The 12,484-nt window shown below is 51.8% G+C and carries 14 protein-coding genes; 8 read left to right on the forward strand and 6 right to left on the reverse strand.

The window, feature by feature from the left end:
• Positions 1-108: 108 nt before the first annotated feature.
• Both NST44_RS11290 and NST44_RS11295 read left to right on the forward strand, forming a co-directional pair.
• A complete protein-coding gene (locus NST44_RS11290; RefSeq protein ID WP_007127212.1) occupies positions 109-651 on the forward strand; it encodes a DUF2569 domain-containing protein in 543 nt (180 codons plus the stop codon).
• Positions 652-763: 112 nt separating this feature from the next.
• Positions 764-1,267 (forward strand): GNAT family N-acetyltransferase, encoded by a 504-nt coding sequence (locus tag NST44_RS11295; protein WP_007127213.1) that lies wholly within the window; start codon positions 764-766, stop codon positions 1,265-1,267.
• 168 nt (positions 1,268-1,435) lie between these two features.
• Here the strand turns inward: NST44_RS11295 and pdxR are convergent, their stop codons facing one another.
• Entirely contained in the window at positions 1,436-2,887 is a 1,452-nt protein-coding gene (pdxR, locus tag NST44_RS11300; RefSeq protein WP_213613751.1) for a MocR-like pyridoxine biosynthesis transcription factor PdxR, read from the reverse strand.
• A 110-nt stretch (positions 2,888-2,997) separates the two neighbouring features.
• On the opposite strand from pdxR, the gene NST44_RS11305 reads away from it, so the two are divergent.
• Together NST44_RS11305 and NST44_RS11310 are read left to right on the forward strand one after the other, a co-directional pair.
• Positions 2,998-3,579 (forward strand): GNAT family N-acetyltransferase, encoded by a 582-nt coding sequence (locus tag NST44_RS11305; protein ID WP_213613749.1) that lies wholly within the window; start codon positions 2,998-3,000, stop codon positions 3,577-3,579.
• A gap of 170 nt (positions 3,580-3,749) precedes the next feature.
• Positions 3,750-4,238 carry a GNAT family N-acetyltransferase gene (locus tag NST44_RS11310; RefSeq protein ID WP_213613747.1) on the forward strand — a complete coding sequence of 163 codons (489 nt, stop codon included), beginning with the start codon at positions 3,750-3,752 and terminating at the stop codon, positions 4,236-4,238.
• A 70-nt stretch (positions 4,239-4,308) separates the two neighbouring features.
• Here the strand turns inward: NST44_RS11310 and NST44_RS11315 are convergent, their stop codons facing one another.
• Positions 4,309-4,650 carry a hypothetical protein gene (locus tag NST44_RS11315; protein WP_213613745.1) on the reverse strand — a complete coding sequence of 114 codons (342 nt, stop codon included), beginning with the start codon at positions 4,648-4,650 and terminating at the stop codon, positions 4,309-4,311.
• 205 nt (positions 4,651-4,855) lie between these two features.
• Between NST44_RS11315 and NST44_RS11320 the strand changes: the two genes are divergently transcribed.
• Positions 4,856-5,779, forward strand: coding sequence for an AEC family transporter (locus NST44_RS11320; protein WP_040737917.1), 924 nt, complete (start codon positions 4,856-4,858; stop codon positions 5,777-5,779).
• 697 nt (positions 5,780-6,476) lie between these two features.
• Positions 6,477-7,331, forward strand: a complete 855-nt coding sequence (locus tag NST44_RS11325; protein ID WP_213613743.1) for a VOC family protein — start codon at positions 6,477-6,479, stop codon at positions 7,329-7,331.
• Between the two features lie 91 nt (positions 7,332-7,422).
• On the opposite strand, the gene NST44_RS11330 is transcribed toward NST44_RS11325, so the two are convergent.
• Positions 7,423-7,938 (reverse strand): hypothetical protein, encoded by a 516-nt coding sequence (locus NST44_RS11330; RefSeq protein ID WP_144867437.1) that lies wholly within the window; start codon positions 7,936-7,938, stop codon positions 7,423-7,425.
• Positions 7,939-8,272: 334 nt separating this feature from the next.
• Between NST44_RS11330 and NST44_RS11335 the strand changes: the two genes are divergently transcribed.
• The gene (locus tag NST44_RS11335) at positions 8,273-8,905 is read left to right on the forward strand and encodes a winged helix-turn-helix domain-containing protein (RefSeq protein WP_210094439.1); all 633 of its coding nucleotides are present in this window, start codon (positions 8,273-8,275) and stop codon (positions 8,903-8,905) included.
• Positions 8,906-8,912: 7 nt separating this feature from the next.
• Positions 8,913-9,719: an MBL fold metallo-hydrolase gene (locus tag NST44_RS11340; protein WP_007127223.1), complete on the forward strand. Its 807-nt coding sequence runs from the start codon at positions 8,913-8,915 to the stop codon at positions 9,717-9,719.
• Between the two features lie 125 nt (positions 9,720-9,844).
• On the opposite strand, the gene speD is transcribed toward NST44_RS11340, so the two are convergent.
• From speD to NST44_RS11355, 3 genes are all read right to left on the reverse strand, one after another.
• On the reverse strand, positions 9,845-10,651 hold the full coding sequence (gene speD, locus NST44_RS11345; RefSeq protein WP_028403751.1) for an adenosylmethionine decarboxylase: 807 nt from the start codon (positions 10,649-10,651) through the stop codon (positions 9,845-9,847).
• Positions 10,652-10,984: 333 nt separating this feature from the next.
• Positions 10,985-11,446 (reverse strand): SRPBCC family protein, encoded by a 462-nt coding sequence (locus NST44_RS11350; RefSeq protein ID WP_213613741.1) that lies wholly within the window; start codon positions 11,444-11,446, stop codon positions 10,985-10,987.
• Positions 11,447-11,546: 100 nt separating this feature from the next.
• The gene (locus NST44_RS11355) at positions 11,547-12,332 is read right to left on the reverse strand and encodes an AraC family transcriptional regulator (protein WP_144867431.1); all 786 of its coding nucleotides are present in this window, start codon (positions 12,330-12,332) and stop codon (positions 11,547-11,549) included.
• Between the last annotated feature and the right edge of the window lie 152 nt (positions 12,333-12,484).

Here is a 12,484-nt window from a genome sequence, read left to right on the forward strand (position 1 = left end):
GGTATATCGTTCGGCTGCCGAAGTAAAGTTTCCCTTTATGAGAGCTAGTCCTTTCTATATAATGATCCATAGTTAGAAATTACATAATGCTGGAAGGAGTACTTATTCATGGATCCGAATCCGTTTCAAGAGAACGGGCAGATGCCGCCGCATGAGCCGGGGAAGCAGAAGAGCTATTCGCTGAAACCACCGGTTGAAGGGCTTGGGGGCTGGCTGGTCCTCGTTCAGATCTCCATTTATTTTTCATTGATTACGATTACCGCCCTGCTCATTACGAATGTGCTGCCGCTTTATGAGTCCGAAGTATGGGATGTGCTCACAGATCCGTCATCTCCTTATTATGACGCCATGCTGGCCCCGCTAATTCTGTTCGAGACGGTAATGAATGTTTTATTTGTGATTGGCCTCATTATTGCATTGTTCCTGATGTACGGCAAGAAAAGGGCATTCCCGAAATTGATGATCGGCTATATTATCGCCAGCCTTTTGTTCGGCATTGCAGACTTCGCCGTTGCCAGTCAAATCGAACTGCTGGCCGAGACCGACGACGGGCAATCTGCAACCCAAATTGTCCGCTCCATGATTTATGCCTGCATCTGGATTCCGTATTTCATCCGGTCCGAGCGGGTGCGCAACACATTTGTAAATTAATCCCTGATCAGAAAAATAAGGCGTAATCCCGCTTCCTCCTGTACAATAGACCTCATAGCAGTCATCGTCATCACAATCTGACATTCAACATTCATCGACTCGGAGGTAGCACATGACAGCGCATCAATATCAGATCGATTATGCCGTAATGGAGGATTTGCCGGCTATTGTCGACATCTACAATTCTACGATCGAAAGCCGAAAGGTTACCGCCGATCTGGAGCCGGTGACGGTGGAGAGCCGCATTCGCTGGTTCGAAGAGCACAGCGAGGACCACCGTCCGCTGTGGGTTATGCGTTTTGGAAGCGAAATCGTCGCCTGGATGAGCTTTCAATCCTTTTACGGGCGTCCTGCTTATAACGGAACAGCCGAAATCAGCATCTACGTGAATGAGAAGTTTCGGGGGATCGGCGCGGGCAGCATCCTGATCGCCAAGGCGCTGGAGGAATGTCCGCGGCTTCGCGTCAGCAATCTGGTCGGATTCGTATTTGGCCACAATGAGCCCTCCCTTAAGCTGCTCCGGAAATTCGGCTTCGAACAGTGGGGGCTTCTCCCGGGCGTTGCCGAGCTGGACGGGGTTAAGCGGGATCTTGTCATCGTGGGCCGTTCGGTTTAAGCCGGCATCCGGAGGATTGGCGTATTGAAAGCCTTCCTGCATGCAGTGAGGCTCCTGCCCGGCAGGCGATCCTGGCTGCATCAACGATCCAACCCTTTATCCGGCAGGACTGTTCCATGCGAGTCATGGGCAGTCCTTTTTGTTGTTTTTTTATGTAGATGAAATTCGTCACGTTGACAGCCAGCAGGATGCAAGCCGCTTCATTCCTTCGTCGATCTCTTCCTCCAGAAGACCGCCGAACCCGACGATGAATGCTCTGCGATCCGTTGCCGTGCAGCTACGGGTGTCAGGGAGCCACGTATAATCCGCAGCGCTTACGCGGATTCCCGCGTGTTCGGCCAGGGTCTCGAGTTCATGGGCGGACAGCGGATGCGTGATGGACAGCATGAGATGAAATCCCGCTCCATTCCCGCTAATGACGGCCCGTTCTCCGAAGTATCGCTGGATCGAAGCAATCAGGCGATCATGCTTCTTTCTGAGCAGCATCCTCATTTTGCGGAGATGCCGGTCTACATAGCCTTCTTTCATAAAGCGTTCGAGGGCCAGCTGCTGCAGTCTGGAGGCGGTGCATTCCAGGAACAAGTGGAATTTCAAATGATGGTACGCCGGCAGCAGGACTGCGGGCAGTATCATATAATGGACCCCGATCGCGGGGGACAGAACCTGCGAGAACCCGCTCATATAGATGACCCGGCCGTCGGACCGGAGGCCCTGCAGGCAAGGAATGGGCCTGCCGTAATACCGGAATTCTCCGTCGTAGTCATCCTCGATAATAAACCCTTCGGTCTCGTGAGCCCATTGAAGCAGAGCCAGCCGCCGCGAGATCGGCATGGTGACGCCGGTCGGGAACTGATGCGATGGCGACACCGTTACTAGCTTGACCCCGCTCCCTTGAAGGTCTTCATGGCGGATGCCGTCCTCGTGCACGGCCAACGGCATGACCTGAAAGCCGTTTTGCCTGAACGCTTCGGGATACTGGGGATAGCCCGGATTTTCAACGCCGACCCGGTCCCCGTATGGGCGTAGCAGGCGGCAGATGATATCCAGCAGAGGATAGGGATCCGAACCGATAATGACCTGCTCGGGCGTGCATTGAACCCCGCGCACGCTTTTTGCGTAGGCTGCAATTTCACGGCGAAGGCCCTCTTCTCCCTGTGGATCGCCGTAAAACAGCATCTCCGCTGCGCACTCCTCCTGCAGGCATCGGCTGTATGCTTTCCTCCAGGCTGCGATGGGAAAATGACGATACTCATTTTTGGACATATGAAAATCAAACGGAAAATGATGATGTCGCTTGAGCTTCGGGCCGTTCGTCGGGGGCGGTGCTGCCGGGAGCGGAAAGATATCGTCCGGCGTCTGCACAAAATACCCGCTTCGCGGTCTGCTGACGATAAACCCTTCGGCGAGCAGCTGCTGATAAGCCATTTCGACGGGCGTCGTGCTGATTCCAAGAAGCTCAGCCAGCTTGCGAACGGAGGGCAGACGGGCTTGATTGAGCCATCGGCCGGCGATAATCTCCCGCTTCATGTACTGATACGCCTGGACGTACAGTGGCGCGGAGGAGCCCGCGAGAGCGGACATCATCTCTGTTTGGTGGATCGGAACCTGAATCTGTTTCATGCAAAATCTGTCCCTTTTATAGATTCAAAACTGTATATTCAGCTATGGTCAATTCATTGATATAGTATAAGGGATTTAAGCTGGAAACAAAACAGGAGGGCACATTTAATATGAGCATACCATCCACGTTATGGAACCCTCGGCCGGTACGTTTGCTGGAGGGAGAACGGGTGTATCTAAGACCCGTATCGGCTGAGGATGCCGAAGGATATTTTCAAATGCTGTTCAACCCGGAGATCAGGCGGCTGACAGGGACCCGGCGGGCATTCACGCTTGAGGAGGTCCGCCGGTATATCGAGGCCAAATCAGGGGACAATGCAGCCGTGCTGCTTCTGATTGCGCTTCGGGATGACGATGCGGTAATCGGCGATATTGCGCTGCAGGACATCGATCAAGTTAACCGGAATGCCAACTTGCGGATTGCGATTGATTCGGAGCAGCATCTCGGTAAGGGATACGGACCGGAATCGATCAAGCTGCTGCTGGAATATGGCTTCGGCATTCTGAATCTTCACCGGATTGAGCTCCAGGTGTTCGATTACAACGGGCGGGCGATCAAAGCCTATGAGAAGGTGGGCTTTAAGAGAGAAGGCGTGCAGCGGGATGCGCTGTATTACAATCACCGCTACCATGATTCAATCTGGATGAGCATGCTGGAGGATGAATATCGAGAGCGTTACTGCCCGCAATGACTAGCGTGGGAGAGAACGTTAGGGAACAGCAAAAGGAGGCAGGAGATGCGCAGAGGGCAAGGATTGTTCCGAAATGCAAATCTTCGCCGGATCTCTCCATACCCATAAGACTGAAGCTTTCGCTAAACTAGGGATTATCACGTCATGCGAAAGAAAGGAATGAAAGTTTCATGGGATCGAAGCTTCGGATCCATCAGGCTGACGGCTGTGATTTGAACGCTGTCGCAGCTTTGTTTAATCAATATCGCATGTTTTACGGTAAGCCGGATGATGCGGCCGGAGCGGCCCGGTTTATCGGGGAGCGGCTAGCGCTGCGGGACTCCGTCATCTTCGTTGCGGCTGCATTTCAGGAGCCCGCAGACGCCGCGTGGGAAGCTGCAGGCTTTGTGCAGCTGTATCCGTCCTTCTCTTCCCTTTCGATGTCCCGGTTATGGATCTTGAACGATCTTTATGTCGCGAAGGAATTCCGGGGGCATGGGATCGGACGGATGCTGCTTAATCAAGCCAAGGAGCACGCTGTGCGGTCAGGGGCCGCCGGGCTTACATTGTCAACCCATCCCGGGAACCTCGCTGCGCGCAAGCTCTATGAATCGGCCGGATACGTGGAGGACAGCGAGTTCGTATGCTACAACCTCTCGCTGCAGAATACAGCCAGATAATGCATTCCTCTCGAGCAAACGACGGCGGCGTCCTGAATTAGGACACCGCCGTTTTTAGGTAACGTTACAGTTATTGATAAATCGATTTTAGTTTCCGAAATACCTCGATTCGCGCGATTTTCAGCTCCCACATCTGGTCGAGCAATTTACGCTGCATGCTCTCATCTTGGGTTGCCTTCAATTCGGCGTACAGCTGGTGCATCCGGTTGTTGATTTGATCGATGCATTGCCACAGCTCTTGCTCGGAATATTCCTCTTTGTCTGAGCACATCTCCCGCGGTTCCTGCATCTGCTTCAGCGTACTAATAATTTCGGTTTGCCAATGCTCATCACCCAAACGAATTGCCAGATTCAGAAGATCGAGATAGTCATCGAGGGATAATGAGGCGTGCTGCATATTATGATAATGCATGTGAACGTCCCCCTTAATGTACGCTTTGTGTTTTACCAAGTATTATACTAGGAATTGTAGTAATTTCAAGCGGCAATTGGGATGCCCCCGGGTAAAATGTATAACGCTCGCCTATTAGAGCTATAGTCATTGCGTCTTGGACGTGAGCTTCAGGATGGAGTAGGATGGAGGGAACAGCGACAGTTTTTGGATAAGGGTGAGCTTTGTGATTTCTTCTTTCTTAACTACGATGGTCGGCGTGTTCCTGCCAATCTCTTTGCCCGTGATCGGCGGTGCGCTGCTGAAACGGTTCAAGGGACTTGAGACGAAGGCGCTCTCGGCCCTGTCTCTCTATGTCATGAGTCCGGCACTCATCTTCGAAACCTTGGCGAATGCTTCCATAACCTCTGGCGAAGTGAACGTCACGATCATTTTCTGTCTTTTGAATGTTGTTGTGCTGTGGCTTCTCAGTTCGTTAGCCGGAAAAATGCTCGGTCTGTCCCAGACGGAACGGTCCGGTCTTGCACTGACCACGATCTTTACCAACAGCGTGAATTACGGTCTGCCGCTCGTTCTACTCGCTTTCGGACAGGCAGGTCTTGATAAAGCCTCCGTCTATGTGATCGTACAGATTATCATTATGAATACGCTAGGCGTTTATTTGGCGGCGAGATCCCATTTCTCGGCAGCCAAAGCCGTAAAATCCGTCTTTACGCTTCCTTCGGTATATGCCGCTATGCTGGCTGTGCTCATTCGCGTGACCGGATTCGAGCTTCCTCAAGGACTGGATACGGGAATATCGATGCTGTCAGCCGCTTATGCCCCGCTGGCGCTGGTGATCCTGGGGGCACAGATGGTTGGCGTTCGTGACAGCGATGCAGCCCGTTCGGTATCGAAGATCGGATTCTGGTCCGGCATGAGCATGCGGATGCTCGTCGCCCCGCTTGTGGCGTGGGGACTGCTGGCCGCATTGTCGATCAAGGGAACGCTGTTCGCCGTCATCCTCATCCTGTCGGCCATGCCGGCAGCGGTTAATGCCGTCATTCTGGCGGAGGAATATGATGCTGCGCCAAAGCTCGTATCGCGCTGCATCCTATGGACAACTCTGGCGTCCTTCATCTTGCTGCCTCTTTTGATCGGTATTCTATAGACGCATAAGGGTGGCCTTGCCGCCTGGTTCAAGCCGTGCACGCGCGTGTAATGAGTAGTAAGCTTCGAGAGCATTCCAGCATCTTACGCATGCGTAGAACGGATGGAGGTGGAGATGATGAGCAGGCGCGTTGATCGCGATGTAGAAATCGAAACCCGTAACGTGGAGGAGAGGAATGACTCCAGCAGGGTGGCATCTACGTTAATCAAGTATGTGGCATATCTGATTATCTTTTTCGGATTTTTGTATTTCCTGATTAAATATGTTTTCCCGATGTTCTAAGCGCCCGGATTCCCGAAAAGGAGCCTTCTCTTAGCGTTGTTGCCAAGGAGGCTCCTTTTTGTCATGGAGAGAGTTTTATAAATGCGTTCATTTTGGGTGAATCATGCTCTTTCATGCACGGGGAGCATACATACGGTATCATCGATCCGAAGCTTGACTGCAAGCTGTGGCAATAAGGGGTAGGCGTTCGGGGAAACGGATGAGTTGACTTTATAAAATTTAGTAACTATAATAATTATATAAACATCGTTTTTCATAAACATCGGTCTTCGTTATTATTTCGCAAAAAGGGCACGCTGTAACCGATGAGGTTCCATTCTGCCCGCAGCTTTCGTTTGAAAGTTTTGGTAAGAGCTTGTTTTAACACGGAGCACGTTTTCGTTTCTAAAATAAAGGAAGAGTCAGGAGTGAGGGAATGTTGGCTGTTTTGCATCCAGCGACGAAGCTGGGCGCCGTCTCGCTGCGCATTAGCGATTTGGCGCAATCGGTTCGTTTTTATACGGAAGTGGTAGGTTTAAGAATGCTGCGACAGCACGGCAGAGTTGCCGAGCTTACGGCAGACGGCAGAGAAACCCTGTTAACGCTTGAGGAGATTGAGGGGTTCGAGGAGTCCAAGACACGTACAGCCGGGTTGTACCATTTCGCCATTCTGGTACCGGACCGGGTTAGTCTGGGGCTTGCGCTGCGGAATTTGCTCGCCCATCATATTTCAGTCGGTCAAGGGGACCATCTGGTCAGCGAAGCGCTCTACATTAATGATCCGGATGGCAACGGCATCGAGATCTACGCCGACCGGCCTCGCGAAACCTGGAAGCGGGATGCTCAAGGGGAATACATCATGACAACCGATCCGGTTGATATCGATGGATTGCTTGCTCTGTCCGCGGATAAGGAATGGAACGGACTTCCCGAGAACACCGTCATCGGACATGTGCATTTCCATGTATCGGATCTTCACCAGGCCCGTGCGTTCTACTGCGATACGCTTGGGTTTGAGCTGACCGCCCATTACGGCGGAGCCGCCCTGTTTATCTCCGCAGGCGGATATCATCATCATATCGGGTTAAACACATGGGCCGGTATCGGCATTCCGAATACGCCGCGCCGTGCAGCCGGTATCGAAAGCTTCACCATCTTGCTTCCAAGCGACGAGGAGCTTCAAGCAGTAACCGGGAGAATCCGCGAGGCAGGCTTTACTCCTGTACAACGGGAGGGCGCTTGGTTCGTTCAGGATCCGTCGGAGATTTGGATCCGGCTGCTGGTCGCATAAAGATAAATCCTGGCGGATACCATCCGTCAGGATTTTTTTGCTTGGGAGACAAGGAAGAAGAACCCTCGCCCCCATCTCAATCTAACAGCACTTAGATCCGATTCAACTGTTCCAGCGTCTGGAGCATATGATCCGCCAAATTCGGGATGTCCTCCATCTGCTCCTCGTTAATGGTGCGCGAGAACCGTACCTCGGTCATGCTGCGATATCCATCTGCTTCTTCTCCAACGATGTAGGTTACGGTCTGCACCGGGGGAATCTCGGGTTCCCATATGGCGGCAACGATCCGGGAAATTGCCGCGCATTCATCTTCAATCCTCTTCACGTTTTTATAAAAGCGGACTTTCAGCTCGCAGCCCGGCTGCTTCCCCGGTGTTTCCAATATCTCGGCCGCAAGCTCCTGAAGTCCGGCATCAAGCCGAATTTCCGCAGCTGCCTCCTTCAGACCCCTCAATTCAAACGTCAGGCTGAAGCTTCTCGACATGACGGCCATGTCCAGCAGATCCTCCCGACCGGTAATGAGGACGAGCTCATCCAGATTGTCCAAGTCGTATATTACGTTCTCAATGCCTACTTTTAAATTTTCAAATACCGTCGGGTCAAACATCGTGCACATCCTTTTTACGATTCATTGAACATCCTTCCATTCGTGGTTAATATACCATACTTCATTCTGTATTCGAAAATTTGCGAGCGATAGATCAAGGCGGACGACAGCGGTTTTGAAGAACGTCCCGTTCGGCCGGCAGCCCCATCTAAAGGTTCCCGTTCGGCGGCAATTCCAGGAGATTGGAGGGTTCGAGAGGATGAACATGACTTGTAAGAGTGAAGATAACCCAAAATGAAAGAGACTGGAAGTATTGACCAATGGGAGGAAACCGGATATGATCATCCATAACAGTAAAATTAATTTTACCGGTAAAAAATACGGAGGTGGATAAATGGATTTTACTGCAGTCTACAAAATTTCAACGCATGAGCAGCTTAAAGCGATTGCCGATCCCTTGCGGACGAAAATGCTGATGAATCTTGTGAAAAATGAATATACCGGCCAGCAGCTGGCAGAAATGCTTGGGATTACCCGCAATAATATCTATTTTCATCTCAGGGAGCTGGAGAAGCACGGCGTTATCCGGGTTGTCCGGAAAGAGGAGAAGAACGGCATCGTTCAGAAATATTACCGGGCTGCTGCAAGCCGGTTTATTCCCGAGGAGCATCTGCTGCCCAGCCTGGATTTGGTCGAAACCTCAAGGCAGGTATTTCTTGAGACGCTCGATACTACGCGATCCCAAGTCGAGCATGCGCCAGCAGCATCCTTTGCCTTGGATCCCACCCATGAGAGCAAGCGAAAGAACATTGCCTCCACTTACAGCTTCTATGCAACGGAGGAGAGCTTCCACGCGTTTATTGAAGAATTCAAGCAGCTGATGGACAAGCATTTCACCATGCGGAATACGGAAGCAAGCGAGGCTTCGCGATCCGAAGATGAGAAAAGCTACCGGATGTCCTTGATCGCGTTTCCCGATGGAGACGAAGGGACGGACAGTCAAGAACGACAGCAGGATGGAGGATAGAATACATATGGAAAACAAGCGGCATAACATCGTCATCGATGATGCCTGGTTTACGGTATCCGAGCTGGACGAGGCGACCTATGCAATCAGTGAATTCGGCCATTGGGAAAAGGTCCACTCCTATTTGCTGCTCGGCAGTGAACGGGCAGCGCTTATCGATACGGGGCTCGGCATCGATAATATCAGGCGGATGACCGATCAGCTAACCGACCTTCCCATTATGGTGCTGACGACTCACGTTCACGCCGACCACATCGGAAGCCACGGCCAGTACGATGAAATCTACGTGCATGAGGCCGAGGAGGACTGGCTTGTCAGCGGAATCAAGAAGCTGTCGATCGAACAGATCCGGAAGGATATTTCGCGTGACATTACGAGACCGGTGCCGGCTTCATTCAATCCCGTTACGTATACACCGTACCAAGGACGCCCTACAGGTCTGCTGCGGGACGGGGACGAGATTGAATTGGGGAATCGAAGGCTGGTGATCTATCATACCCCGGGCCATTCTCCCGGACATATCGCTGTTCTCGATACGAGCAGAGGCTATCTGTTCACCGGGGATTTGCTGTATGACGAAACTCCCGTATACGCGTTCTATCCGACGACGAGTCCGGAGGATCTCGTCCGCTCATTGGAACGGATTGCGGCTATCGAAGGCGTAACGCAAATTTACGGGGGGCATAACCGGCTCGGGCTTCCTCCGGAGCTGCTGGAGGTTGTCCGGGAGGCCGCCAGGGAGCTTAAGGAGAAGGATCTGGTCCGCTTCGGGACAGGCATCCACCGCTTTGATGGATTTTCAGTACAATTCTAACGGACAAGGTTTGCGGCCAGATCAGCATGTCTCGCCGGGGCAATTGCCTTGGCAATGCAGCACAAATAGCCTCCGGCAGATATGTTGTTCATCTGCCGGAGGCTTTTTTAGGTGAAGAGAAGGGCTCAATCCATATTTTTGCCGTAGTAAATTTCGTTCATTTCGAGCGTCAATCGCTCGGTAATTTCCTTCTGCTCTTGAGGGGACAGCTTGTCTTTCGTGTATCCGAACAAGTAGTTATCCAGGTCGAATTGCTTCAGCTTGCATTTGGTGTGGAACAGATTCTCCTGGTACACGTTGACGTCGATCATATCGAACATCTCTTTGACCTCGTCCGGGATATAGTTCTGGATCGAGCTGATCTCATGGTCGATAAACAGCTTATGGCCGTGAATATCGCGAGTGAAGCCGCGGATTTTGTAGTCGATGGTCATGATATCCGTATCGAAGGAGTGGATCAAATAATTCAGCGCTTTCAGCGGCGATATTTCGCCGCAGGTGGACACGTCGATATCGGCGCGGAAGGTGCTGATGCCTTCATCCGGATGGAATTCGGGGTACGTATGCACGGTAATATGGCTCTTGTCGAGCTGAAGCATCACGTTGTCCGGCAGCGGACCCGGTGATTCATCATATGATTCCTCGGGGACCTCGACGACCGGGCCTTCGGATACCAGGACCGTTACGCTGGCCCCCTGCGGAACGTAATCCTGCTTGGCGATGTTCAGCACATGCGCGCCGATGATATCGGCGACATGGCTTAGAATTTTCGTCAGCCGGTCGGCATTATACTGCTCGTCAATGTATTCGAGATAAGCCTCCCGCTCCTCCCTCGTTTTCGTATAGCATACATCGTACATATTGAAGCTGAGAGATTTGGTCAGGTTGTTGAAGCCATGTAAGGTGACACGCTGTTCCGGTGTAATATCCATATGAATTTCCCCTTGTGATTGATATATCAGGTTCGTGTTATTCTTTCCCATCATGACGATTCCTAGTCGATGCTTCGGGATGTCGCCAGATATCATGATGTTCTTACCCGAATTAAGGCGGGGAGTAACAAAAGGATTGGATGAGGGGATTAAATTTGGGCCCCTTGTGGAGCGGAATTTCCATAACGCGAAAAGAAGGATACCTTGCGGTCGCAAAGTATCCTTCTATGGTAGGGGATGTTTTGAAGATACGCTTGCAAGATGAACCTTTGGTTTGCTGCCAAAGCTATCTTGATTTCCCCAAAATTATCCCCCAATTATTCGCTCCTGAAGCTATTGGCAGCAGAGAAGGCCCTGTCCCGATTCCATGCGGGATTTCAGGCTTGCGAGCATATCCTCCCACGCTTTAACATGCCATGACCTCGCTGCTTGCCAGTGGGCAGAGTCCTTCCAGCCACGATGCTTAAGCGTTACCCGGGTCCCTTCCGTCTCTGGGGCGAGAATGACTTCAACCCAAGTAAGCTCATCGCTGCGGTTCATGATGTCCGCAAACGGATCGGGCCCTTTCCATTCAAAAGCTAACGTGTGCGGCTCCTGATACTTCAGGATAGTGCATCCGGTTGTGCTCATGCTGCTTTTATCCCCGGGGTTGAAGTAAAGCTCGAATTTTCCTCCCTCCCGGGCTTCAATATCGGCTGCCGGCGCAAACCATTCCGTAATGCGTGCAGATTCCGTCCACGCGCGCCATACGAGCGTTATGTCAGCCTGGATCTGTGCTTCCTGCGTGATGATCATATCCACTTCTCCTCCATTCAACCGGTAACCCTGACAACGGATTTAGCTTAATACATTCCTCTTGTCCCATTATAACGGGGAAAATCGGACGGGAATTCTTCTACTTTGCTGAGTTGCTCCGGTCCTTTTCGAACAGCAGCAGCGGCAAATTCACGACGATGGGCGGATCATACGGCTGGGGCTCCCTAAGCGTGATGGCCACGCTAATATCCGTCGTTTCATTGATATGAACAGGCGTGTCCAGCTTGCCTCGCAGCGAATGGTTCAGCAAATAGTAGTCCTTCGGATTCAGGCTCCACGGAATGCCGGCTGCCAGTACGTAATATGTGCCTGGAGGAATCCCGGTAATGACGCAGGTTCTCCGCTTCAGGTTAACGGCGGTGCCGGCGGCGGGTTTCTGATCAGGTACAGGTCTTGGGAAGAGCCCCACGTAGATGATGCCGTGAAAAGCGGAAGGGGCCTCGATCCGGCAATGAACCCGCGGCAGTCTCCCCGATTTCTCGTCTTTGAAGCTGAGCGGCTTATGTCTATATTGATTGACATATTGATGAAGGGACTCGGAGACGGAACGGAATTTGCTCGGAGAGAGACCGACAAATTGCTTGAAACGCGAATTGAAGGTGCCCGGGCTTGTAAGTCCGACATGCATCCCGATCTTGACCAGCAGGGAGGGGGCTTTCAGCAACTCCGATTTGCCGGATTCAACCCGGAGGGCGGATAGATATTGCCTTACCGATATGCCCGTGGCTTTTTTGAATATTCTTGAAAAATGAAACGGACTGTACCCCGCCTGATCCGCCAGCTGCCGGGTAGTTAAAGGCTCGTCCAGATGCTCCTTCATATATTGGATGGCTTGGGCAATGATTTCGCCATGCTCTTCGTTCATTTTGTAGAATCACCAACTTTTGATGATAAGATTTGCGATACCCGTTATGACAGACCGATGCCTAGTTTTCTGATGATCTACTATCTTCTTTAACCCCCATGCTTTTTCCTGCCTGATCCGGTTGCCCATTCATTGAAACACCGTTAAACTTA

The sequence above is a fragment of the Paenibacillus sp. FSL W8-0919 genome, assembly GCF_038003785.1.
Classification (GTDB): Bacteria; Bacillota; Bacilli; order Paenibacillales; family Paenibacillaceae; genus Paenibacillus_AQ; species Paenibacillus_AQ lactis.

Bases quoted from the DNA above. Each gene is read 5' to 3' on its own strand.
- NST44_RS11305 (WP_213613749.1), top strand. From the start codon at position 2,998: ATGAGCATACCATCCACGTTATGGAACCCTCGGCCGGTACGTTTGCTG.
- NST44_RS11350 (WP_213613741.1), bottom strand. From the start codon at position 11,446: ATGATCATCACGCAGGAAGCACAGATCCAGGCTGACATAACGCTCGTA.
- NST44_RS11310 (WP_213613747.1), top strand. From the start codon at position 3,750: ATGGGATCGAAGCTTCGGATCCATCAGGCTGACGGCTGTGATTTGAAC.
- pdxR (WP_213613751.1), bottom strand. From the start codon at position 2,887: ATGAAACAGATTCAGGTTCCGATCCACCAAACAGAGATGATGTCCGCT.
- NST44_RS11290 (WP_007127212.1), top strand. From the start codon at position 109: ATGGATCCGAATCCGTTTCAAGAGAACGGGCAGATGCCGCCGCATGAG.
- NST44_RS11355 (WP_144867431.1), bottom strand. From the start codon at position 12,332: ATGAACGAAGAGCATGGCGAAATCATTGCCCAAGCCATCCAATATATG.
- NST44_RS11335 (WP_210094439.1), top strand. From the start codon at position 8,273: ATGGATTTTACTGCAGTCTACAAAATTTCAACGCATGAGCAGCTTAAA.
- NST44_RS11340 (WP_007127223.1), top strand. From the start codon at position 8,913: ATGGAAAACAAGCGGCATAACATCGTCATCGATGATGCCTGGTTTACG.
- NST44_RS11330 (WP_144867437.1), bottom strand. From the start codon at position 7,938: ATGTTTGACCCGACGGTATTTGAAAATTTAAAAGTAGGCATTGAGAAC.
- NST44_RS11295 (WP_007127213.1), top strand. From the start codon at position 764: ATGACAGCGCATCAATATCAGATCGATTATGCCGTAATGGAGGATTTG.
- speD (WP_028403751.1), bottom strand. From the start codon at position 10,651: ATGGATATTACACCGGAACAGCGTGTCACCTTACATGGCTTCAACAAC.
- NST44_RS11325 (WP_213613743.1), top strand. From the start codon at position 6,477: ATGTTGGCTGTTTTGCATCCAGCGACGAAGCTGGGCGCCGTCTCGCTG.
- NST44_RS11315 (WP_213613745.1), bottom strand. From the start codon at position 4,650: ATGCATTATCATAATATGCAGCACGCCTCATTATCCCTCGATGACTAT.